We start from the raw sequence: 21,672 nt of genomic DNA on the forward strand, positions 1-21,672 counted from the left end.
CGGCGTCGGTAGACTGGGCGTTCGGCACCAGACGAGGGGCGGCGGCGTGGAGTACGGCGATAAGCTGTTCTGGCTCTCGGTCCTGATCCAGCGGAGGTACGCGCAGATCTGCGCGGAGTACGACCTGACTTCCTTGCAGGCCACACTGTTGTGCGCGATCAAGGACGAGCCGCGGCAGATGGCGTACCTCGCGGCCGCGCTCGGCATGACCAAGAACGCGCTGAGCCAGCTCGTCGATCGCATCGAGCGGCGCGACCTGGTCAAGCGAGTGACTTCGGAGCAGGACCGGCGGGTCATCATGCTCAGCGTGACGCCGACGGGGAAGGTGCTCGCCGAGGCGGTGTTCGCCGAGACCACCAAGCGCCTGCCCGACATCGCAGAGAACCTCGACGCCAACGACCAGCGCGACCTCGAACGGCTGGCCACCGCCATCGTGGACACGTCGGGCGTCTCGGCGAACACCTCGTCCTGACCTACCGCACAGTTTCTCCTGGGCACCCCCATGCCGGACATCAGTTCACGACGTGAACTAGTATTGTTCATGTCGTGAACTAGTCAGGGTTCATGGCAGGCCTAGCGAGAGGTGATGACATGGTCACGCGGGACAACGGTGCGATCGCGGTCTTCGGTGCGACGGGGCAGCAGGGCGGGGCGGTCGTCGACGCGCTCCTCGCCCGGGGAGCGCGGGTGCGGGCCCTTGTCCGCACGCCGGAGTCCGATCGATCGCAGGCGCTGGCCGCCCGAGGCGTCGAGCTGGCGACCGTCCGAATCGACGACCCGGCGTCAACGGTCGCCGCGCTGGAGGCGGTCGGCGCGTTCTACTTCATGACCCCGGAGGCGAACAGCCTCGAGGAGATCGAGGAGGAGGTCCGAGTCGGCACCGCCCTCGTCGACGCGGCGGCGGCAGCGCGCGTGCCACACGTCGTGTTCAACTCGGTCGCCGGAGCGGATCGCGAAACGGGCGTGCCGCACCACGACTCGAAGCACCGGATCGAGGAATACCTGAAGCTTTCCGGCCTGAGGGCCACGATGGTTCGCCCGGTCGCCTTCATGGAGAACTTCGCAACCGTGATGGCGCCGAGTCTGGAGGACGGAACGATCGTGGTGAGGCTGCCGCTGCCGAACGACGTCCCTCTGAAGATGATCTCGATCAAGGACATCGGCCAGGTCGCCGCCGCGATCCTGCTCGGCACCGCCGATGTGCCCGGCGGAGCCATCGAGGTCATCGGCGACGAGCCCACAGGCCCCCAGATCGCCGCCGCGTTCGGCGCGCACGCCGGACTCCCGTCACGCTACGAGGCCCTGCCAGTGAGTGTCCTCGGCAACGATCTCGACCAGGTGATGTTCCGCCAGTTCGCCAAGGCGTCCGAATCCCCGGCAGACGTCGCAGCAGTGAAGGCGATCGAGCCGACCACCCGGGACCTGGCCGAGTGGATCCGCTCCACCGGCTGGACCGTCCCCGCGGACCTAGTCCGTTCCTGATACTCCAGGCGTACGCCGTGTCTCGCATACAGGCGGCGCCTCAGGACAAAGGCCGGTCACTCAAGAGTGACCGGCCTGTACTTCTTGTGGAGCATAGGAGATTCGAACCCTGACCCGCTTCCGTGTCATGGTTGGGGGTCGCCTTGGCGGCATACGCGGCAGGACGTCTATCCCCTTATCTACAAGGAGTTTTCGCGATCCTGATTGCCAAAGATTGGACCACGATCGGTTCGGGCGTGGGCAGCGCGCCCTACCGCATCACGATTGACTGAACGGGGCGCGGTGTGGTGATGGGATCTGCGTGACGATGCACGATCTTCCATCCGGCCTCCTCCCGTCGGAAGATCGTGGTCGCGCGAAGCGCCACCGACGACCGCTCTTCGGCGCCGCCGATCTTCACCGTGGTCCGCTCGATCTCGATGATGTACGCCAAGTCGGCTGTCTCGAACTCAGAGATACGCTCGAACTCCGTCGGCTTGCCATCGCGCAGCAGGGCGGCCGCGGCGTCCAACACTGCAACGACCTGCTGCCATCCACGCGCCGGCGGTCCGATGGGATTGGCCAAGGTGGCATCGCCGCTCTGCGAGTACAGCCGCTTCTTCGGCTCGGGATCGCCCAAGCAGAACGCTGTCGACGCTTCATGGTCTTGCTGGATGAGCTTGTCGAGCTCGACATCCTTCACGGCTTCTCCCCACGGCAGTCGGATCATCTGACCCTGGAGGCCCGAACTACTCAGGCTGCAGCCGGTGCACTCAAGAAGATCGTCAAGCGTGCGGAATCCGGTCTGCAAGGGAACCGATTCCCGGTTCAGCAAGGAACCTGTCCGGGCTGCACTGGGCGCCTGATCACTTGCAGAGATCCGCGGCGCATCGACTCGTCGTCCTAGTGGGACAAATGGCCGACGTAGATATCAAGCGCGCGGACAAACCTCCCGCATCGCCCCGACAGCTGCCGACCTCAGGTTCGGAGGGGTGATACAGCGGCAGGGTGCGAGCGTTGATGGCGAGTTGTGCTCTCTTCGACCCGCACCCTTCGGCTCCCACTGGGGCCCTTTAACGAAAACAGGCCAGGGGGCGAAAGTGCCCTCTGACCTGCTGTTTCTTGCGGTGGAGCTTAGGGGATTCGAACCCCTGACCTCTTCCATGCCATGGAAGCGCGCTACCAACTGCGCCAAAGCCCCGCGGTGTTGTAGTTCCTTGCGACTCCGGAAGTTTAGCGGATGGGGGGCGGAGAAGAAAAATCGGGAGGGGGTGGTGGGTGGGGTGAGGTAGGTGACACGGGTGGAGGGGGTGTCTGGCTTGCGTTCGCGGACTCCAGACACTGTCTAACCTGCACCTGCGAGCCATGCCTTGGAGCATCCAGGCGGGAGCGCGACCCATCGCCACCCAGGTTGGTGAGTTGGTGAGTGGTGGCGGTCCGGCTGAGGTGGCCGAAGTGGTTCGTTGCGGAGCGATGTTCTGGCGGCGGGAGTGCCAGCGGTTGGCCCGATGCAGGCAGGAGTACAGGCGGCGGGCACGGCGCGTCACCGGAGGTGACTAGAGGAACTGCCGCGGCGGAGCGGTGTCCGGTTTGCGGTGCCGGCGGGGTCCTTAGCGTTGGGGGTCGTCGGAGAGGACTGGTTCGGGGAGGGAGCCGGCGTTCCATTCCTCTATGCGCCAGCCGGGGGTGCGGTTGGGGAGGAGGGAGACCCAGTTGCAGTTGGAGAGGGCGCCGAAGGAGGGCCAGTGGGGTTGGGGGATGCCTAGGAAGTGGCAGATGCCTACTCGGGCGGCCATGCCGTGGGTGGCTATGACGATGGTGTCTTCGGCGGTGCCTTGGTCGGCTATGCGGTGGAGGGCGGCGGCGAAGCGGGTGGCTACTTCTTCGACGGTTTCGCCGGCGGTGCCGCGGCGTTGGGGGGCGTTGGAGCGGATGCGGGCGGCGGCTTCGGGGAACTGGGCGCGGAACTCGGCCTGGGTGAGGCCGGCCCAGTCGTCGACGTCGATCTCGCGGAGGGCCTCGTCGTACTCGATTTTGAGGCCGGTGAGGAGGGCCAGTTCGCCTGCGGTGGCGGCGGCGCGCTGGAGGTCGCTGGAGAACAGGCGGGTGGGGGCCAGCGCGGCGAGGCGGGCGGCGGCGGCGCGGGCCTGGCCGATACCCACCTCGTCGAGGGGGATGTCGGCCTGGCCCTGCATCTTGTCCTGCAGATTCCACTCGGTCCGGCCGTGCCGCCAGACGATCAGTCGGCCAGCGGTCATTCGGCCGAGCCTGCGCCGGGGACGGCGGAGGGCAGCTTGATGATCGGGCAGTCGCGCCAGAGGCGCTCGAGGGAGTAGAAGCTGCGCTCCTCGTCGTGCTGGACGTGGATGACGATCTCCAGGTAGTCCAGCAGGACCCAGCGGCCCTCGCGGGCGCCTTCGCGGCGGACCGGCTTGGCGTCGAAGTCGGCGCGGAGCTTCTCCTCGACGGCGTCGACGATGGCGCGCACCTGCCGGTCGTTGGAGGCGGAGGCGACCAGGAAGGCGTCGGTGATGGCGAGCTGCTCGGAGACGTCGAAGGCGAGAACGTTCTCGGCCTTCTTGTCGTGGGCCGCCTCGGCGGCCGCGGTCAGCAGCTCGATGGCGCGTTCTGAGGCTGGCATTAACAGTCCTAACGGTTGGTGTAGAGCTCGCGCTTGGCGATGTACTGGACGATGCCGTCCGGGACGAGGTACCAGGTCGGGTTGCCCTTGGCGACCCGGGCGCGGCATTCGGTGGACGAGATCGCCAGCGCCGGGACTTCCAGCAAGGTGATCCGGTCCATCGGCAGCTTGTCCAGCGGCAGCTCGAGACTGTCGGTCCCGGGCCGGGTACAGCCGACGAACTGCGCGAGTTTGAACATCTCGTCGACGTCGCGCCAGGTCAGGATCTGGGCCAGCGCGTCGGCACCGGTGATGAAGAACAGTTCGGCGTCCGGGTAGAGCGCCGACAGGTCGCGCAGCGTGTCGATCGTGTACGTCGGTCCCGGCCTGTCGATGTCGACCCGGCTGACCGAGAACCGTGGGTTCGAGGCGGTGGCGATCACCGTCATCAGGTACCGGTCCTCGGCCGCGGAGACGTCACGGTCGAGCTTCTGCCAGGGCTGGCCGGTCGGGACGAAGATGACCTCGTCCAGATCGAAGTAGGCCTGCACCTCGCTGGCGGCGACGAGGTGGCCGTGGTGGATCGGGTCGAACGTCCCGCCCATCACGCCCAGCCGGCGGACCCGCTCGACGGCAGTCATATCAGCTGTGCGGCCGGCCCTTGCCCATGATCACCGTGACGAGCAGCAGCAGGACCAGGACGAAGAGGGCGAACCCGCCGTACCACCACGGCGAGATGTGGGAGGCCTCGGCGGCCTCCTCGAGGGCCGCGAGCTGCGGCACGACAAGCTTGAGCATGGACAGAGCCTATCTCGTGGCCGGACGCACGAGCGCGACCGGTGGCACCAAGAGCCATCCGGTCGCGCGAGAGGTGGATCAGCTGTGGCGGATGTGACGGGTCAGCAGCCGGCGCCAGAGCGAGGGCACGCCGGCTGCGCGCTGGTACTGCGCGGCGACACGGTGCATCTCGTCGATGTGGGCACGGGCGACGTCGGGGGTGATCATGATTCCTTCACTGGGTTGTACGGCGAGATCGAGGCGGACCGGCCCCGACACCTCAAATTCTACGCTAAAGACTAGGCTCACACAAACGAATTAAAGGCAGATCAGGCATCATGCCTACGAATCTGCAGTGAACAGGAGGTTCACCCGATATGGACGTGATCGATCGGCAACTGATCGAGGCACTACGGCTGAACGGCCGCTCGAGCTGGGCGGAGCTCGGCCGGGTGGTCGGCCTGTCCGGTCCGAGCGTCCAGGAACGGGTCCGCCGGCTCGAGGAACGCGGCGTCCTGCTCGGCTACCGCGCGATCGTCGCGCCCAGTGAGGTCGGGCTCGGCACCAGCGCGTTGATCGGCCTGTTCCAGCGCGACGACGTGGAGACCGACGACATCGTCGATCAGGTTCGCGAGATCCCCGCGGTCGAGGACTGCTGGTTCGTGGCGGGCGACCAGGAGCTGGTGGTGAAGATCCGGGTGGCCGACGTCAGTCAACTGGAGGCCGTCGTTGGCTCCCTGCGCCGCGTGAACGGCGTGGTCAGGACCCGGACGACAGTGGTGCTGTCGACCCGCTGGGAAGGGCGTCCCGCACCGCTGCCCGACGAGTGACCCCCAGTACGGCGCCCGCCGCGATCGCGAGGCCCGCCGCCACAGGGAACAGCAGCCGCGGCACGTGCTCGTACGCGACACCACCGAGCGCCGGGGCGAGGAACATCCCGCTGACCGAAGCAGCGGCGTACAGGCTGGAGTAGCGCCCGACCATCCCCTCGGGCGCCAGGTCGGCGACATGCGCGGTCGCGGTCGGTTTGTAGAGCATCTCCCCCGCGGTGATGACGATGACCGCGACCACCGCACCGATCAACGCCGGCCAGATCCCGAGGACCGCGAGGCCGATACCGACCAGCGCACATCCGACCGCGATCACGCGCAGCGCCTGATGCGCGCGCAGCCGGACCGCGAGCGCAGCCTCGAAGCAGACGATCAAGATCGAGTTCACCGCGATCAGTACGCCGTACGCGACCGGCGGCGAACCGGCGTCCCGGAGCAGCAGCGGCATGGTCACGTAGATCTGCCGGCAGGCGGTGTCGACCACCACGATCATCCCGAGCAGGATCAGCAACGACCGGTCCTTCAGCAGCGAACCCGACGGCCGCGCGACGACAGGAACCCGCCGCGCGGCCGGAACCCAGCGCCAGATGACGAACGCCAGCACCAGACTGGTCACCGCATCGAACACGAACACCAGCGAGAAGTCGTACGCCGCGACCAGCCCACCCAGCGGCGGTCCGATCATGAACCCGGCGTTGCTCGCGGTCCGCGACAGCGCGATCCCCTCGCGACGACGTTCGACCGGCAGCGAGATCGCGACCAGCGCACTGAGATTCGGCCGAGTCGCTCCCCCGCACAAACCGGCCAGCGCACCGAGCGCGGCCAGCCACGCGTTCGGGGCCAGCGGCATCGCGGCACAGGTGATCGCCCAAGTCAGCTGGCTGATCACAGCAGCAGTCCGCAGACCGAAGCGATCGCCGAACCACCCGCCGCTGAGATTGCCGCCAACCAGACCCACCCCGTACGCCGCGGCTGCGAACCCGGCCTGCTGTGCCGACATCCCGCGGTCCTGCACGAGGTAGAGGGTCAGGTAGAGCCAGGCCAGCGCCCCCGCCGCACTGACCAGTTGGCCGATCATCACGGCGCGCAGCCAGGTGGGCAGTTCGGCGATCCGGCGCCAGTACATCGCTACCCCCGAGCTAGAGTGAGTTCCCTAGAGGAACTTACTGCGCCCGCTAGCGTAGTGGCAACCGGATTGGGGGTCGGCCGTGCGACGGAGCACCTTCTCGCCCGAGCCGGACTGCGCGATCGCACAGTCCCTCGGCGTGATCGGCGACGGCTGGGAGCTGCTGATCGTCCGCGACCTCGCCCGCGGGCTCGACCGGTTCGACCAGTTGGCGGAGTCGCTGCACATCTCCCGCAAGGTGCTGACCGAGCGGCTCGGCGGCTTGGTCGACGCGGGAGTCGTCGAGCGGACGGCGTACCAGGAGCGACCGACGCGCTATGCCTACGGCCTGACGCCACGCGGACGGGCACTGCTGCCCGTGCTGGTCGCGCTGCAGGACTGGGGCGACCGCTGGCTGCTCGGCGACGGCGAGCTGACCGGGACGAATGCGGTTGGCGAGGCGCCTGCGCAGCGCGTGCATGAGCTTGTTGGGCGGCGGGTGCCGCGGTTGGTGTTGCCGTCTACGGCCGGTACGGCGGTGGATGTGGTGGATGGGGAGGCGCGGTCGACGGTGCTGTTCGGCTACCCCGCGACTGGCCGGCCGACGCCGTTGCCGGAGGGGTGGATGGAGATCGCCGGTACGGCGGGGTGCACGCTGGAGAACCGGCTGTTCGCAGCGAAGTACGACGAGTTCAAAGCACACAACGTCACGGTGCGAGGAGTCAGCACGCAGCGCACGGATGAGCAGCAGGCGTTCGCCGCGGCCGAGGAAGTCCCGCAGCTCCTGCTGTCGGATGTGGAACTGCAGCTGGCCGCGGCGCTACGGTTGCCGACGTTCCGAGCCGGTGGATACGAGCGTCTGAAGCGAGTCGTTCTCGTCATCGGCGCGGATCGGGTGGTCAACGCAGTGAAGTACCCGGTGACCGATATCGCGGAGGCAGTCGAGTGGGCGCTGGCGACGGCGTGAACGTCGAGGTGTGGTGGGCGCGGATCGACCAGGCACAGCCGGAGTTCGTCGCGGATCTCAACGCGATCGAGCAGCAGCGCTACACGGCGTACCGGCGTGACGAGGACAAGGCTCGGTTCCTGCTCGGAGTGACGCTGGTACGGCGGTTGCTCGGAGCCCGCATGTCGTTGCCGCCAGCAAGCGTCGCACTGGATCGGACCTGCCGGGACTGCGGAAAGCCGCATGGGAAGGTCCGGGCCGAGGGCATCGAGTTGTCGGTGTCGCATTCAGGCGATTGGGTCGGCCTGGCGATCGGTACGGCGCCGGTCGGGCTCGACGTGGAGCAGATCGACCCGAAGCTCGATGTCGACGGCATCGCACGGATGAGCCTGGCGCCGGAGGAGCTGGCGGAGTTGGCCAAGGCGTCCGACAAGCCGTGGGCATTCGCGAGGTACTGGACGCGCAAGGAGGCGCTGCTCAAGGCGACCGGAGACGGGATCGCGGGGCTGCAGTCCGTGGTGGTGAGCGCCCCGGATCAGCCGGGCGCTGTGGTGAGGTGGGAGGGGCGCGAAGGGCCGGCGCACCTGGTAGACCTGCCGGTGGGCGAGCCGACAAGTGAGCCCACCGACCCCGATCATGTGGCGGCTCTGGCTGTTCTCAGCGCAGAGCCGCTCATGGTGACTGCGAATCAGTTCCGGATCTGACCTTCGCCGGTCACGACGTACTTGGTCGACGTCATCTCCGGCAGGCCCATCGGGCCGCGCGCGTGCAGCTTCTGCGTCGAGATACCGATCTCCGCGCCGAAGCCGAACTCGCCGCCGTCGGTGAACCGCGTGCTCGCGTTGACCACGACCGCCGCCGAGTCGACCGCCTGCACGAAGCGACGCGCGGCCGCCTGCGAGCGGGTGATGATCGCGTCGGTGTGACCGGAGCTGTAGCGGCGAATGTGCTGGACGGCATCCTCCAGCGATGAGACCACCGCGGCCGACAGGTCGAGTGAGTTGTACTCGGTTCCGAAGTCCTCGTCGGTCGCCGCGACAACATCCTTGCCAGCAGCAACCACCGCAGGGTCGCCGTGCACCGTCACACCCGCAGACGCCAACGCAGGAAGGGCAAGTGCCAAAAACTCAGCGGCCACGTCAGAATGCACCAGCAAAGATTCGGCAGCGTTGCACACGCTCGGCCGCTGGGTCTTCGAGTTCAGCAGGATCGCCAGCGCCAGCCCGAGATCCGCGTCGGCATCGACGTACACATGGCAGTTGCCGACACCCGTCTCGATCACCGGCACGGTCGACTCGCTGACCACGGTCTGGATCAGCCCGGCGCCACCGCGCGGAATCAGTACGTCGACCAGCCCGCGCGCCTGCATGAGCTCCTTGACCGCGGCCCGATCCGTCGGCACACCCTGCACCACATCGGCCGGCAACCCCACCGACGCCGCGGCCTCCCGCAGTACGTCGATGATCGCGACATTGGAGGCGGCCGCCGACGAGGAACCACGCAGCAGCACGGCGTTGCCCGACTTGAGGCAGATGCCGGCCGCGTCGGCCGTCACGTTCGGCCGGGCCTCGTAGATGATCCCGACGACCCCGAACGGAACGCGGACCTGGCGAAGCTCCAGACCGTTGGGCAGCGTGTAGCCGCGCACGACCTCGCCGACCGGATCGGTCAGACCGGCCAACTGCTCCAGTCCGGCCGCCATCCCATCCACCCGCTTGGCATCCAAGGCAAGCCGGTCGACGGTCGATTCCGGCGTACCGGCTTCGCGGGCCGCCGCGACATCGACAGCATTAGCCGCCACGATGTCATCGCTATGAGCCCGCAGCGCCGCCGCCATCGCGTGCAACGCCGCGTCCTTGGTCGCCCGCGAGGCTTCCGCCAACGCGTACGACGCTTCTCGCGCCCGCCGGGCCAGTTCGATGATCTCGCTCACGTGTTCATCCTAAATTCGGCGATCACAACAGGACCAGGTCGTCTCGGTGGACGACCTCTCGTTCGTACGCCGGGCCGAGCTCGCGCGCGAGGTCGCGGGTCGAGCGGCCGAGCAGACCGGGAAGCTCCACAGCGTCGTAGTTGACCAGCCCGCGGGCGACCACGACGCCGGACGGCGAGAGGAGATCGACCGGGTCCCCCGCCGAGAAAATGCCTTCGACGGCGACGATGCCGGCCGGCAGCAGCGACGTACGGCGCTCTGTCACGGCTCGGACCGCGCCTTCGTCGAGGCGCAGGATGCCGACGCCGGAGGTGGCGTGCGCGAGCCAGAGCATGCGCGTCTTCTGCCGACGGCCAGTCGGGTGGAACAGAGTGCCAACACGCTTGCCCTGCAAGGCGTCTGCGACGAGTGCAGCCGAGGTCAGGACGACGGGGATGCCGGCCTCGGTGGCGATCGCGGCTGCCTCGACCTTGGTCTGCATGCCGCCGGTTCCGACGCCGGACGAGCCGGTCTTGCCGATCGCGAGCGGCTCCAGATCGGCCGCGCCACGGACCTCGGTGACCATCGTCGTGCCGGGTTTGCGCGGATCGCCGTCGTACAGGCCGTCGACGTCGGAGAGCAGCAGCAACAGATCGGCGTGCACGAGGTGGCTGGTCAGCGCGGCCAGCCGGTCGTTGTCGCCGAAGCGGATCTCAGTGGTGGCAACGGTGTCGTTCTCGTTCACGATCGGTACGACGCCCAGCTCGAGCAGGCGAGCGAACGTCCGGAACGCGTTGCGGTAGTGGCTGCGCCGGGTCACGTCGTCGACCGTCAGCAGCACCTGGCCGACCCGCAGGTTGTGCGTGGCGAACGCGTCGCTGTAGCGGGCCATCAGCTCGCCCTGGCCTACCGACGCGGCCGCCTGCTGGGTGGCCAGGTCACGCGGTCGCGATCGCAACCCCATCGGCGCCAGCCCGGCCGCGATCGCCCCCGAGGAGACGAGCACGACCTCGGTCCCGGTCGCCCGGCGCGCCGCGATGGCGTCGACGAGCGGCCGGAGCCGGTCCAGATCGATCCGGCCGCGCTGGGTCAGCGACGACGAGCCGACCTTGACGACGATTCGCGTGGCCTCGACGGCCTCCGCGCGCTGATCCATCAGGTGTTACCCGTTCTGGTCGAGTTCCTGCTGCAGAGCCAGCTCGCGCGCTTCCTTGCGCGCCAGCTTCTCCGCCTTCTCCGCCGCTCGCTTCGCCTCGGCCGGGGAGAGGTCGACCTCGTCCTCGACCCAGCCCTGCCCGTACTCCGACAGGTCGGTCTTGGCCTCGCCCGACCGAAGGGCGTGGTACTCCTCGTCCTTGCGCCGACGGCGCTGCAGCGCGGGCCGGTCCTCCTCGAGCCGCTGGTCCTCGCCGCGCCGGGACAACAGCTCCGCACCGGCCTGAACCTCGGGCGCGAAGTCGAACATGACCGCGTTCGGGCCGTCGCCGATGATGACCCCGTCGCCGGCCATCGCGCCGAGCTCGAGCAGCTGACGCTCAACGCCGAGCCGGTTCAGCCGGTCGGCGAGGTAGCCGACGGCCTCCGGGTTGGTGAAGTCGGTCTGCTTGACCCAGCGCTCGGGCTTGGCGCCCTGCACCAGCCAGCCGCCGTCCTCCGGCAGCTTCTTCACCTTGAATTCGGGCCCGCCCTGGACCTGCGGCCGGATCACGATCCGCGTGGTATCGGGCTTCTCCTGCTCCGCGCGGCGGCGGACGACGATCTCGGCCATCGCGAACTTGAGCGCCTCCAGGCCCTCGTGGCTCGCGGTCGAGATCGGGAACACCCGCAGTCCACGCTGCTCCAGCTCGCCCTGCACCATCGCCGCGATCTCACGGGCGTCCGGTACGTCGATCTTGTTCAGGGCAACGAGTCGCGGCCGGTCCTCGAGCCCGCCGTGCGCGGTCAGCTCGGCCTCGATCGTGTCGAGGTCGCTGAGCGGGTCGCGGCCCGGCTCGTACGTCGCGCAGTCGATGACGTGCACGAGTGCCGCACACCGCTCGACGTGCCGCAGGAAGTCGTGCCCGAGCCCGCGGCCCAGGCTGGCGCCCTCGATCAGGCCCGGTACGTCGGCCACCGTGAAGGTGGTCTCGCCGGCGACGACGACGCCGAGGTTCGGGATCAAGGTGGTGAACGGGTAGTCCGCGATCTTCGGCCGGGCGCGGCTGATCGACGCGATCAGCGACGACTTGCCGGCGCTCGGGAAACCGACCAGACCGATGTCCGCGACGACCTTCAGTTCGAGGACGAGCGTGCGCTCCTCGCCGTCCTCACCGAGCAGCGCGAAACCGGGTGCCTTGCGGGCGCTACTGGCCAGCGCCGCGTTGCCCAGACCGCCCTTGCCGCCTTGAGCAGCAACGAATTCGGCGCCGGGGCCGACGAGGTCGGCGAGGATCTCACCGTCGGGGGTGCTGATCACGGTGCCGTCCGGAACCGGCAGCACCACGCTGTCGCCGTTGCTGCCGGCCTGGTGGTCACCCTTGCCCTGGGCACCGTTCGTCGCCGTACGGTGGCTGGAGCGGTGGTAGTCGACGAGGGTGGTGGTGTCCGGGTCGACGCGCAGGATCACGCTGCCGCCGTCACCGCCGTTGCCGCCGTCGGGACCGCCGAGGGGCTTGAACTTCTCCCGGTGCACCGAGGCACATCCGTGTCCGCCGCGGCCCGCGGTGACGTGCACCGTCACGCGGTCGACAAAGCTGGGGATCGCCATCGGTGCTTCTCTACTTCCTGTTGAGGTACTACTGAGACAGCAAAAGGGCGGGTGCGCGGTATTCCGCGACCCGCCCTCCTGAAAGAGCTGTTACAAACCCGGGTGGCGGTGTTACTCCGCCGGGGCCGGGACGATGTTCACGACGCGACGACCGCGCCGGGTGCCGAACTCCACCTTGCCCTCGGCAAGTGCGAACAGCGTGTCGTCGCCGCCGCGGCCCACCAGGTTGCCCGGGTGGAAGTGCGTGCCGCGCTGCCGGACGATGATCTCGCCGGCGTTGACCAGCTGGCCGCCGTACCGCTTCACGCCGAGCCGCTGCGCGTTGGAGTCACGACCGTTGCGGGTCGAGGCTGCGCCCTTTTTGTGTGCCATTTTCTAATCAGCTCACTTCTTCGCGTCGATCGCGGTGACCTTGACCTGGGTGTAGTGCTGACGGTGCCCCTGGCGCTTGCGGTAACCGGTCTTGTTCTTGTACTTCAGGATGTGGATCTTGGGTCCCTTGGTGCGGCCGAGAACCTCAGCCGACACGGCAACCTTGGCCAGCGCCGCTGCATCGGTCGTCACGGTGTCGCCATCGACGACCAGGACTGCCGGCAGCGCGACGGTGTCGCCCACCGCGTCCGTCAGGCTGTCGATCTCGATGACATCGCCGACGGCGACCTTCTGCTGGGTGCCGCCACTGCGCACGATCGCGTACACCGTGGATCTCACTCTCTGCTGGATCGGAAGTTCTGTACACAGCGTGCTGGTCCGTCACCGGTGGCAATGCCCCAGTAACACACTCACAACACACAAGTCGGTACGCCTCGGGCGTACCGAAAGACCAGGATACTACGCGGACGCAGCATCCTGGAAATCGGGTTACTGCCCGGCCGAGACCAGCTCCGAAGGTGTCTCCGAAGCCTCACCGGCCGCCTTACCGCGGCTCCGGCTGCTGCGCCGGCGTCGCGTGCTCTTGGCGCCGTTCTGCCCGGCGTCCGCCTCGTCAGCCGGTACGTCGGCCGGCGGGAAACCGGTCGCCTCCGGGCTCACCGGCTCGTCGGACTGGCCGGACACGGGATAGCCGGTCGGCTCCGGCGTACCGGTGGCCGACTCCTCGGCCTCCTTCTTCGCCGAAGCCGCAGCGATCTGGGCCAGTCGCTGAGCGGCGTCCGCATGGTGCTGCGCGGTCTCCGTCTCGGCGGTCTCCTCGTCGGAGCGGCCCTTGCCGCGCCGGCGGCGGGAGCTCTTCCGGCCCGCGTCCTCGGCCTGCGCAGCCGGCTTGGCCTGCTCCGGGCCGTTGCCGTTGCTCTGGTTGCCAGAGTTGCTCTGGTTGCCACCGTTGCTCTGGTTACCGCCGCCCTGGTTGCCGCGGCCACCGTCCCGGCGCCGGGACTCCTTCGGCTCGTCGTGCAGGATCAGGCCGCGGCCACCGCAGTGGTCGCAGTTCTCGCTGAACGCCTCGAGCAGGCCGGTACCGATCCGCTTCCGGGTCATCTGGACCAGGCCGAGCGAGGTGACCTCGGCCACCTGGTGCTTGGTCCGATCCCGGCCCAGGCACTCCACCAGCCGGCGCATCACCAGATCGCGGTTCGACTCCAGGACCATGTCGATGAAGTCGATCACGATGATGCCGCCGATGTCGCGCAGCCGGAGCTGACGGACGATCTCCTCGGCCGCTTCCAGGTTGTTCTTGGTGACGGTCTCCTCGAGGTTGCCGCCGGAGCCGGTGAACTTGCCGGTGTTGACGTCGACCACCGTCATCGCCTCGGTCCGGTCGATGACCAGCGAACCACCCGACGGCAGCCAGACCTTGCGGTCCAGCGCCTTCTTGATCTGCTCGTCGATCCGGAAGTTCGCGAACACGTCGCCGGAGTCGGCGTAGCTCCACTTCTCGACCCGGTCGGCCAGGTGCGGGGCGACGTACGAGACGTAGTCCTTGACCTGGTCGTAGGCGTCGTCACCGGAGATGACCAGCTTGGAGAAGTCCTCGGTGAACAGGTCGCGGACGACCCGGATCAGCAGGTCGGGCTCACCGTGCAGCAGCGCGGGCGCCTGGCCACCCTTCGACTTCTTGTCGATCTCCGTCCAGTACGACTGCAGGCGGGTGACGTCCGAGGTCAGCTCCTCCTCGGTCGCGCCCTCGGCCGCGGTCCGGACGATCACGCCGGCCTCGTCCGGGATGATGTCCTTGAGGATGGTCTTGAGCCGGTTCCGCTCGGTGTCGGGGAGCTTGCGGCTGATCCCGCCGTTGCCGCCGCGCGGGACGTAGACGACGTACCGGCCGGGCAGGCTGATCTGGTTGGTCAGCCGGGCGCCCTTGTGGCCGATCGGGTCCTTGGTCACCTGGACCAGGACCGACTGGCCGGACTTCAGCACCTGCTCGATCTTGCGCGGGCCGTTGGCCCCGCCGAGCGTGGCCCAGTCGACCTCACCGGCGTACAGGACCGCGTTGCGGCCCTTGCCGATGTCGATGAACGCCGCCTCCATGCTGGGCAGCACGTTCTGCACGCGACCGAGGTACACGTTGCCGATCAGTGAGCTCTGCTCGGCCGTGGTGACGTAGTGCTCGACGAGCACGTTGTCCTCGGAGACCGCGATCTGGGTCAGGTCGCCTCGCGACCGGATCACCATCGCCCGCTCGACCGACTCGCGCCGGGCCAGGAACTCGGCCTCGGTCACGATCGGCGCGCGACGACGACCGGCGGCGCGGCCCTCGCGGCGGCGCTGCTTCTTCGCCTCCAGCCGGGTCGAGCCCTCGATCGCGGTGACCTCGTTGGCCGTGTTCTTGCTGCGCGGCTCGCGAACCCGGACGACGATCTCCTCCGGGTCGTCGGCCGCGGTCGCGCCCTCTTCGCCCTTGCGGCGACGGCGACGACGGCGGCGACGCGAGGAGCTTCCGCTGTCCTCACCGTCGTCGGCCGAGCCGTCCTGCTCGTCGTCGGCGACGGCGCTGTCGGCGTCGTCGCTGTCCTGCTCGTCGGTGTCGTCGGCGCTGTCGTCGGCGTCACCGGTCTTGCGGCGACGGCGGCCACCGCGGCGGCGACGCCGGCGGCGGGTGCCCTCGGCGGAGTCGTCCCCGTCGTCCTCGCCGTCCTCGGCCTGGACGTCGCCGGTCTCGTCCTCGGCGGTCTCGTCGGCCTCGGTCTCGTCGTCTTCTTCGTCGTCCTCGAGCTCTTCGACGATCGGCTCGGCGATCTCCTCGCGAGCCTCCGCGTCGCGGCCGCGACGGCTCCGGCGGCGGCGTGAGGTGGTCGGCTGCTCGTCGTCACCCGGCTCGGCGATCGGAGCCTCAGCGTCGGTCGCCTGAACGGTCTCGTCGACCTGCGTGGCCTTGGCACCGCGACGGCTCCGCGAGCTGCGGGTCGTCGGGGCGGCCTCGGTGGCCTCGACCGGGCTGGTGGCCGCGGCCTGCGCCGGTACGTCGGCCGGCGGGACGGTCGGCGCCTGGAACAGCACCGCCGCCGCGGCGGGGGCGCCACGACGCGTACGGCGGGTGGTGGGCTCCGCGGCGGGTACGTCGGCCTCGGCCGCCGTCTCGTCTGCCGTCGGGAAGAGCGGGGCCGCTTCAGCTGCAGCGGGCGCGTCGGCGGCGGACTGGCCGCCGCGGCGCCGCGAAGTGCGCTTGGTGGTGCGGCCGGAGCCGGTTCCCGCAGCGGAGTCAGCTCCGGCGGCGGAGTCGGCGGCGCTGGAATCGGCGGCGGTGGTCGCACGGCTCGAGTTGGCCGAGTCGCCGGTGGCCGAGGCTGCGGTGCCGGTCGAGGGCGCGGAGCTGCTCACGACGTGGGAGCTGCCGGTGAAGGTGGTCGGGCGGGTGGGGGCAGCGGCGGCGGGCGCATCCGCGGCGGCGGTCGCACCAGTGGCGTCGCTCGCGGTGGTGGCACCAGTGGTGTCGCCAGCGGCGCCGCGGCGGGAGCGGGTGCGGCGGGCCGGGGCGGCGGGCGCCTCGGCGGGCGGCAGCTCGGCGTCGGCTACAGGGCCGTCGGTGACGGGGCTGTCGGTCGCGATCAGGGTCGCGGCGGCCTTCTTGGTGGTGCGCTTGCGGGTGGCCTTGACCGGGGCGGGTGTCTCGACGACCGGGCCGGCGTCGACGGTGCTCGTCGGCTCGGCGGCGGTCTTCTTGGCGGCGCGCTTGGTCGCGGTGCGCTTGGCCGGGGCCTCGGCGGCGGCCTTCTTCGCCGGGGCCTTCTTCGCGGCGGCCTTCTTGGCCACCGCCTTCTTGGCCGTGCGCGGCGCCGGATCGGCGGCCACGTCGTCGGACTGCGTCGGCACCTCGGCGGCGGCCGCCTTGGCGGTCCGCTTGCGCGGGGTCGTGGTGGTCTTCTTCGCGGCGGTCTTCTTCACCGTCTTCTTGGCGGTGACGGTCTTCTTCGAAGACGCGGGGGCAGCCTCGGCTGCCTCGGTGGTCGGCTCGTTGTCGAGCATGTGGTGCGGTCTCCTCAAGCCGGGAGGCGCATCCCGTCACCCCTGTCACGGGTCCGGCGCTGCCACCTGGCGGTCACGGTTCGCCGCTCCTGGCGAGTGAGCCCGGGCGACGGAAGCCTGCTGGATCCGCTCCGACCGCGCTTCAGGGCACAGCGGGAGCGGCGGCGTCGCCCTCCGCGGTATGCGTCTGGTGGGGACTCGCTTGGCCGGTCGCGGTCGCCTGGTTGGCGTCGCGGTCTCGAGCGAGCGGGTCGTCCACTGTGCCGGTTGCCGCGATCAGCGGGCCCTGGGCGAGCCTGGTCAGAAGAGCCGGGCCCGTCACCGGGAGCGTCGCTACTTCGAGCAAGCCGGCGAGAACGTCGTCGGGTCTCACGGCCGGGGTTCCGTGCCGTAACACCACTTGCAGTATCGCACATGTCTCAACCGACCCCGGTTCACTCCCGACGGTGAGTCGGAGAACGGCGTCCCGACAGTCGAACGAGCGAAGTCCCCGTTTGGTCATGCGCTCGACCGTGATTTCGGTCCGGGCGAGGAACGTCTCGACCGCCGCCGCGGCCGGCTCCGGATCCACCCCGGGCAACGCGATCCGCCACTCGCTGACCTCGAGCCGGTCGGCCAGCGCGCCCGGCCCGGCGACGACCACCTCGAGGACGTCCAGCCCCGGCGGCAGCGCCTCGTCCAGGGCGGCCCGGACCCGCTCGGCGTCCCGCTCCTGTGTGAGCGAGATCTCCAAGTACTCCGCCTCGGAGGCGGCGCCGGTCGGCGCGGCGCCGGCGTACGAGATCTTCGGGTGCGGGCTGAAGCCGTGCGAGAAGGCCACCGGGAGGTCGGCGCGCCGGACGGCGCGCTCGAACGCCCGCTGGAAGTCGCGGTGTGAGGTGAATCGCAGCCGCCCGCGCTTGGCGAACCGGATTCGGAGTTTCTGGACCGCGGGGAGCTGCTGCGACGGCGGAGCTTGAACAGGTGCCACCCCCGCATTCTGTCAGGAGCTACGGCTGGGCGGACTTGCCGGTGAGGTAGAGGGCCCAGGTCAGCAGGGTTAAGGCGGCCAGGGCTACCACGGTGCGGAGGTTGTTGAAGGTGCGCCAGCGGGCCTCGTCGAAGGCGGCCCGGGCGGCGGTGACGTCGATGGTGTTCGGGTCACCGGCCGCCTTGAGGGCGTCGTTCAGCGGGACGTTGACCGCGACCGTGACGATCATCGTGATCAGGTAGAGCACGAAGGCGGCCGCGATCCACGGCAGTGCCTTCTCCTTGATGCTCAGCAGCCCGGCCAGCCCGGTCAGCAGCAGGGTCCCGACGAAGCCGATCCCGAGGAAGACCGGGTTCACGATCGCCCGGTCGGCCGCCTGGAACGCCGCGACGAACGTCTTGTCGTCGACCTTCGCCAGTCCGGGCATGAAGGCGGTCCCGTAGGCCCAGTAGGCCCCGGTCATCAGGCCGGTCGTGATCGTGGCCGCCATCAGCGCCGCCACCCGCAGTCCGTTCATGTCACTCCTCCCAGTACGGCGAGGTGTCGTCCCCGCCGTACTGAGAAGTTATGGCAGCCAGCCGGCCACCGACATGTCGCCGAAACTCAGCTCCATGTCCGAGTGACTCAGAGCTTGGCGCACTGCCCGGAGCGCGGTCCGGCGACCTGGTTCGGCGCCTCCAGATTCGTCGGTACGGCGGTGTTCCCGGAGCACGACAGCGGACCGCCGACGGAGTTGCCGGCAATCGCCACCGGCTCACCAGTGCTCGCCGTACTGACCGAGACCGGGCCGCTGATCGTGCTGCCGATCAGCGCCGCGCTGCGCGTGGTTCCGGACAGCGAGACCGGCCCGCGCACCGCCGTACGCAGCAGATGTACGTCGGCCGCCTTCGTCGCGTTGACCGGTCCCGAGATGCGCGCATCGGTCGCGACCAGCGAGGCCCCGGCGGAGATCTGGACCGGCCCGTTGACGGTTGCCCCGGTCAAGCAGGTGACCCCGGATCCCACTACCAGCGGGCCGTTGCGGGTCCCGGTGATCGTCGTCGTACAGGCCGGAGCCGGCCGCAGCAGCGTGACCGCGAACCGGCGCGGGGTCCCGATGTTGCCGGAGGCATCGATGGCCCGGTACTCGACCTGGTGCCGGCCGTAGCCCGGCGGCACGTCGTCCCACGGCACCACCCGCGGTACGCCGAGCTTGCCGTAGACGAGCTGGTCGATTGCCGTCCCCTCCGCGGTGAACTTCCACGGCGCGGACGCATCGGTCGGCCAGCCGAAGTAGTTGAACCAGCCGTCGCCGTCGACGCCGAACTCCGGTACGACGTACCCGGTGCTGTCGTCGGTCGCGGCCAGCTTCATCGTGAAGGCGTCGTTGTAGATGTACTCCGGCCCGGTCGGCTTCTGGATCGCCAGGAGCGGCTTCGACAGCGTCGAGGTGACCGTCGGCTCGACGCCATCGACCTGCCAGGTCAGCGTCTGGGTCCCGACGGTCGCGGTCAGCGTGTGGCGACCGGTCAGACCGAGCGCGCCGAGGTCGAAGTCGCGGTCGTTCCCGGGGTTCTCGGCCGGCTGACCATCCACCCGCCAGCTGATCGCCGGCTGCTCGGTGTCCGGCTGGGTGGTCTCGGCGTACACGACCTCGTCGGCGCTGACCGGATGATCGGTGGCGGTCGAACCGGTGAAGGCAACCGGGGCGGTCGCGGGCTCGACGGCGGTCGCGGGCTTGGCGGCGGTCGTGGACCTGGCGGTCAGGCCTGTGTCGACCGTCCAGGTCCGGGACGCGGTCGGCCGGACGGCGGGGTCGCGGATGAAGTCGGTCGGATCGACGACCTTGGCGGTGAGCGTGTGCCGGCCGGGTGCGAGGTCGAGCGTGGCCAGGTCGACCGCCCGCCGGTTGCCGGTCGGCAGGGTCCGCCCGTCCAGGGTCCAGGTGACGTCGAGCTCGTGACTGCTCGGGTGCAGGGTCTGCAGCCAGACGACCTGGTCCGCGGCGACGTCACCGGCCGGCGTACTTGCCTGGAAGAGGTTGGCGCGGGACGAGATCCGCTGCGTCATCCGCTCCCGCGAGATCTGGTCGAAGTAGTAGCCGAGCGTCTTCATCATCGAGTGCCGGCTCGGCCGCCAGACGCCGGAACCGGCGTACATGCCGCCTTCGTAGCGCCCGATCGTCCCGCCGGACTCCGACCGCTCCCCCAGCCAGCGGAACCACTTCTGCTGCTGGTCACGCATCTGCTGCTCAGTCAGCAACGAGTGGTGGATCGACGACGGCTCCGCCCCCTCGTACGGCGCTCCGCGGTCGCCTCGGGCGTAGTAGTCGTACTCGTCCTGCAGGCCGCCGAGCGAGTGACCGAGCTCGTGCGGGGTGATCAGGGCCGAGAGCGCATTGCCGCCCGAGGCGGTCGCGTACGTGCCACCGGCGCCGCCGTACGTGTCGCTGTTGCCGATGGCAAGAATCTGGCGGTTGCCCGACGTGGTGCCGGGGACGAGGTCGGCGTACGAGATCGCGGCGGTCGAGCTGACGGTCAGCAGGCGCTGGACGCTGTTCGGGTTGCAACCGCCCCAGAAACCCATCTGGAGCGGGGTATCGACCTTCGGCGAGGTGAGGTTCGGATCACAGTCGACGCCGCTCTGCGGTGAGGCGATCTCCACGGCGTACACGTTGAAGTAGTTGCGGTACGACTTGAACGGCTCGATGCTCCAGAGCACGTTGAGGTGCTTGTCGACCTGCTCGCGGAACTTCGGCAGGTCGGTCGCGGTGTAGCCGTCGCCCATCACGATCAGGTTGAACCGGGAGGCGGCCGGGCCGGTCACCTGGAGCGGGACCACCTTCGCCTCCGGGGCCAGCTCGTCGGCCTGCGCCGTCGTACCGGTTCCTACTAGAGCGGCGGCGAGCACGCCGACCACTGCCGTCAAACGTATGGTCCTCACGACATCTCCCCTGCCCCTGGCGACACTGCCGTGAGCAGCTTACGAACGCCCGGCCGAACCTGTCAGGACCTTCCGCGTGGCGACTTCGCTCCCGCCGCGGGCCGTCGTACGGCATCATGTGGGTTCGGGGAACGTGAGGAGAGGACATCGATGACGGAACCGGCGCAGTCGCCACAGCCTGACCGTAGGGTGGATCCGGTCGTGGACGCGGCAGCGGACGGTGACGGTAAGGGCATCTACTGGCTGCTCAGGAACGTCATCGTCGGACCGCCGGTGAAGCGGCTCTTCCGGCCGATCGTGATCGGCGCCGAGAACGTCCCGGCCGAGGGCGCGGCGATCATCGCCAGCAACCACCTCTCGTACGCGGACTGGATCTTCATGCCGCTGGCGCTGCGGCGCCGGGTGACCTTCGTCGCGAAGTCCGACTACTTCACCGGGGCCGGGATCAAGGGCCGGTTCCAGCGCGGCTTCTTCAAGGGCACCGGCCAGGTCCCGATCGACCGCTCCGGCGGCTCGGCGTCGGAAGGTGCGATGCGGGCCGGGATGAAGGTGCTCGAGCGCGGTGACCTGTTCGGTATCTATCCCGAGGGCACCCGCTCGCACGACGGCCGGCTGTACAAGGGCCGGACCGGCGTGGCCCGGCTGGCGCTGGAGGCGAAGGTCCCGGTGATCCCGTGCGGGGTGATCGGCACCGACGTGGTCGCGCCGCCCGGCAAGGTGGTGGCGTCGTTCGCCTCACCGACGGTGAAGTTCGGCGAGCCGCTGGACTTCTCGCGGTACGAGGGGATGGAGAGCGACCGGCTCATCCTGCGCGCCGTCACCGACGAGATCATGTACAAGATCATGGAGCTGTCCGGCCAGGAGTACCTCGACATGTACGCCACCAAGGCCAAGGCGCTCGAGGGCCGGGCGACCACCGGCGCCCCGAAGAAGGTCCGCAAGTCGGACACCTGATCCGCGCCTTGAGATGACGCAGGGC

Annotated in this window: 22 protein-coding genes and 1 tRNA gene; 6 read left to right on the top strand and 17 right to left on the bottom strand. The window is 69.2% G+C overall.

The window, feature by feature from the left end:
• Positions 1-46 precede the first annotated feature (46 nt).
• Together ABZS29_RS25775 and ABZS29_RS25780 are read left to right on the top strand one after the other, a co-directional pair.
• Positions 47-472 (top strand): MarR family transcriptional regulator, encoded by a 426-nt coding sequence (locus ABZS29_RS25775; RefSeq protein ID WP_355465337.1) that lies wholly within the window; start codon positions 47-49, stop codon positions 470-472.
• 119 nt (positions 473-591) lie between these two features.
• Positions 592-1,482, top strand: coding sequence for an NmrA/HSCARG family protein (locus ABZS29_RS25780; RefSeq protein ID WP_355465339.1), 891 nt, complete (start codon positions 592-594; stop codon positions 1,480-1,482).
• A 250-nt stretch (positions 1,483-1,732) separates the two neighbouring features.
• Here ABZS29_RS25780 and ABZS29_RS25785 read toward each other — a convergent pair whose 3' ends face one another.
• The 7 genes from ABZS29_RS25785 to ABZS29_RS25815 all read right to left on the bottom strand — a co-directional run bounded on the left by ABZS29_RS25785 (position 1,733) and on the right by ABZS29_RS25815 (position 5,137).
• Positions 1,733-2,164, bottom strand: coding sequence for a nuclear transport factor 2 family protein (locus tag ABZS29_RS25785; RefSeq protein WP_355465341.1), 432 nt, complete (start codon positions 2,162-2,164; stop codon positions 1,733-1,735).
• A 425-nt stretch (positions 2,165-2,589) separates the two neighbouring features.
• Positions 2,590-2,662 (bottom strand) — tRNA-Ala (locus ABZS29_RS25790).
• Between the two features lie 409 nt (positions 2,663-3,071).
• Complete coding sequence (locus tag ABZS29_RS25795; protein ID WP_355465343.1) at positions 3,072-3,719, bottom strand: histidine phosphatase family protein; 648 nt, start codon at positions 3,717-3,719, stop codon at positions 3,072-3,074.
• Positions 3,716-4,102, bottom strand: a complete 387-nt coding sequence (gene rsfS / locus ABZS29_RS25800) for a ribosome silencing factor (RefSeq protein ID WP_355465345.1) — start codon at positions 4,100-4,102, stop codon at positions 3,716-3,718. The genes ABZS29_RS25795 and rsfS overlap by 4 nt, the downstream gene beginning before the upstream one ends.
• Positions 4,103-4,110: 8 nt before the next feature.
• A complete protein-coding gene (gene nadD, locus ABZS29_RS25805; RefSeq protein WP_355465347.1) occupies positions 4,111-4,722 on the bottom strand; it encodes a nicotinate-nucleotide adenylyltransferase in 612 nt (203 codons plus the stop codon).
• 1 nt (position 4,723) lies between these two features.
• The gene (locus ABZS29_RS25810; RefSeq protein WP_355465349.1) at positions 4,724-4,879 is read right to left on the bottom strand and encodes a hypothetical protein; all 156 of its coding nucleotides are present in this window, start codon (positions 4,877-4,879) and stop codon (positions 4,724-4,726) included.
• Positions 4,880-4,957: 78 nt separating this feature from the next.
• On the bottom strand, positions 4,958-5,137 hold the full coding sequence (locus ABZS29_RS25815; RefSeq protein ID WP_355465351.1) for a hypothetical protein: 180 nt from the start codon (positions 5,135-5,137) through the stop codon (positions 4,958-4,960).
• Positions 5,138-5,235: 98 nt separating this feature from the next.
• On the opposite strand from ABZS29_RS25815, the gene ABZS29_RS25820 reads away from it, so the two are divergent.
• Positions 5,236-5,688 (top strand): Lrp/AsnC family transcriptional regulator, encoded by a 453-nt coding sequence (locus ABZS29_RS25820; RefSeq protein ID WP_355465353.1) that lies wholly within the window; start codon positions 5,236-5,238, stop codon positions 5,686-5,688.
• Here ABZS29_RS25820 and ABZS29_RS25825 read toward each other — a convergent pair.
• On the bottom strand, positions 5,618-6,814 hold the full coding sequence (locus ABZS29_RS25825) for an MFS transporter (protein WP_355465355.1): 1,197 nt from the start codon (positions 6,812-6,814) through the stop codon (positions 5,618-5,620). The two genes, ABZS29_RS25820 and ABZS29_RS25825, sit on opposite strands and share 71 nt — an antisense overlap.
• Positions 6,815-6,896: 82 nt before the next feature.
• On the opposite strand from ABZS29_RS25825, the gene ABZS29_RS25830 reads away from it, so the two are divergent.
• A complete protein-coding gene (locus tag ABZS29_RS25830) occupies positions 6,897-7,760 on the top strand; it encodes a winged helix-turn-helix transcriptional regulator (RefSeq protein WP_355465357.1) in 864 nt (287 codons plus the stop codon).
• Entirely contained in the window at positions 7,739-8,443 is a 705-nt protein-coding gene (locus ABZS29_RS25835) for a 4'-phosphopantetheinyl transferase superfamily protein (RefSeq protein WP_355465359.1), read from the top strand. The genes ABZS29_RS25830 and ABZS29_RS25835 overlap by 22 nt, the downstream gene beginning before the upstream one ends.
• On the opposite strand, the gene ABZS29_RS25840 is transcribed toward ABZS29_RS25835, so the two are convergent.
• From ABZS29_RS25840 to ABZS29_RS25880, 9 genes are all read right to left on the bottom strand, one after another.
• The gene (locus tag ABZS29_RS25840) at positions 8,428-9,672 is read right to left on the bottom strand and encodes a glutamate-5-semialdehyde dehydrogenase (protein WP_355465361.1); all 1,245 of its coding nucleotides are present in this window, start codon (positions 9,670-9,672) and stop codon (positions 8,428-8,430) included. The genes ABZS29_RS25835 and ABZS29_RS25840 overlap by 16 nt on opposite strands.
• A 22-nt stretch (positions 9,673-9,694) precedes the next feature.
• Positions 9,695-10,807 (bottom strand): glutamate 5-kinase, encoded by a 1,113-nt coding sequence (proB, locus tag ABZS29_RS25845; RefSeq protein ID WP_355465363.1) that lies wholly within the window; start codon positions 10,805-10,807, stop codon positions 9,695-9,697.
• A 6-nt stretch (positions 10,808-10,813) separates the two neighbouring features.
• Positions 10,814-12,397, bottom strand: coding sequence for a GTPase ObgE (gene obgE / locus ABZS29_RS25850; protein ID WP_355465365.1), 1,584 nt, complete (start codon positions 12,395-12,397; stop codon positions 10,814-10,816).
• Between the two features lie 111 nt (positions 12,398-12,508).
• Positions 12,509-12,769, bottom strand: a complete 261-nt coding sequence (gene rpmA, locus ABZS29_RS25855) for a 50S ribosomal protein L27 (protein WP_132405181.1) — start codon at positions 12,767-12,769, stop codon at positions 12,509-12,511.
• Between the two features lie 12 nt (positions 12,770-12,781).
• Complete coding sequence (gene rplU / locus ABZS29_RS25860) at positions 12,782-13,096, bottom strand: 50S ribosomal protein L21 (RefSeq protein ID WP_355465582.1); 315 nt, start codon at positions 13,094-13,096, stop codon at positions 12,782-12,784.
• 162 nt (positions 13,097-13,258) lie between these two features.
• A complete protein-coding gene (locus ABZS29_RS25865; protein ID WP_355465367.1) occupies positions 13,259-16,801 on the bottom strand; it encodes an Rne/Rng family ribonuclease in 3,543 nt (1,180 codons plus the stop codon).
• Between the two features lie 142 nt (positions 16,802-16,943).
• The gene (locus ABZS29_RS25870) at positions 16,944-17,771 is read right to left on the bottom strand and encodes a TIGR03936 family radical SAM-associated protein (protein ID WP_355465369.1); all 828 of its coding nucleotides are present in this window, start codon (positions 17,769-17,771) and stop codon (positions 16,944-16,946) included.
• Between the two features lie 19 nt (positions 17,772-17,790).
• A complete protein-coding gene (locus tag ABZS29_RS25875) occupies positions 17,791-18,288 on the bottom strand; it encodes an anthrone oxygenase family protein (protein ID WP_355465371.1) in 498 nt (165 codons plus the stop codon).
• Between the two features lie 107 nt (positions 18,289-18,395).
• Positions 18,396-20,693, bottom strand: coding sequence for a M64 family metallopeptidase (locus ABZS29_RS25880; RefSeq protein WP_355465373.1), 2,298 nt, complete (start codon positions 20,691-20,693; stop codon positions 18,396-18,398).
• A 150-nt stretch (positions 20,694-20,843) separates the two neighbouring features.
• Here ABZS29_RS25880 and ABZS29_RS25885 point away from each other — a divergent pair, with 150 nt between their 5' ends.
• Positions 20,844-21,647, top strand: coding sequence for a lysophospholipid acyltransferase family protein (locus tag ABZS29_RS25885; RefSeq protein WP_355465375.1), 804 nt, complete (start codon positions 20,844-20,846; stop codon positions 21,645-21,647).
• Positions 21,648-21,672: the final 25 nt, after the last annotated feature.

Source organism: Kribbella sp. NPDC005582 (genome assembly GCF_040605415.1).
Classification (GTDB): Bacteria; Actinomycetota; Actinomycetes; order Propionibacteriales; family Kribbellaceae; genus Kribbella.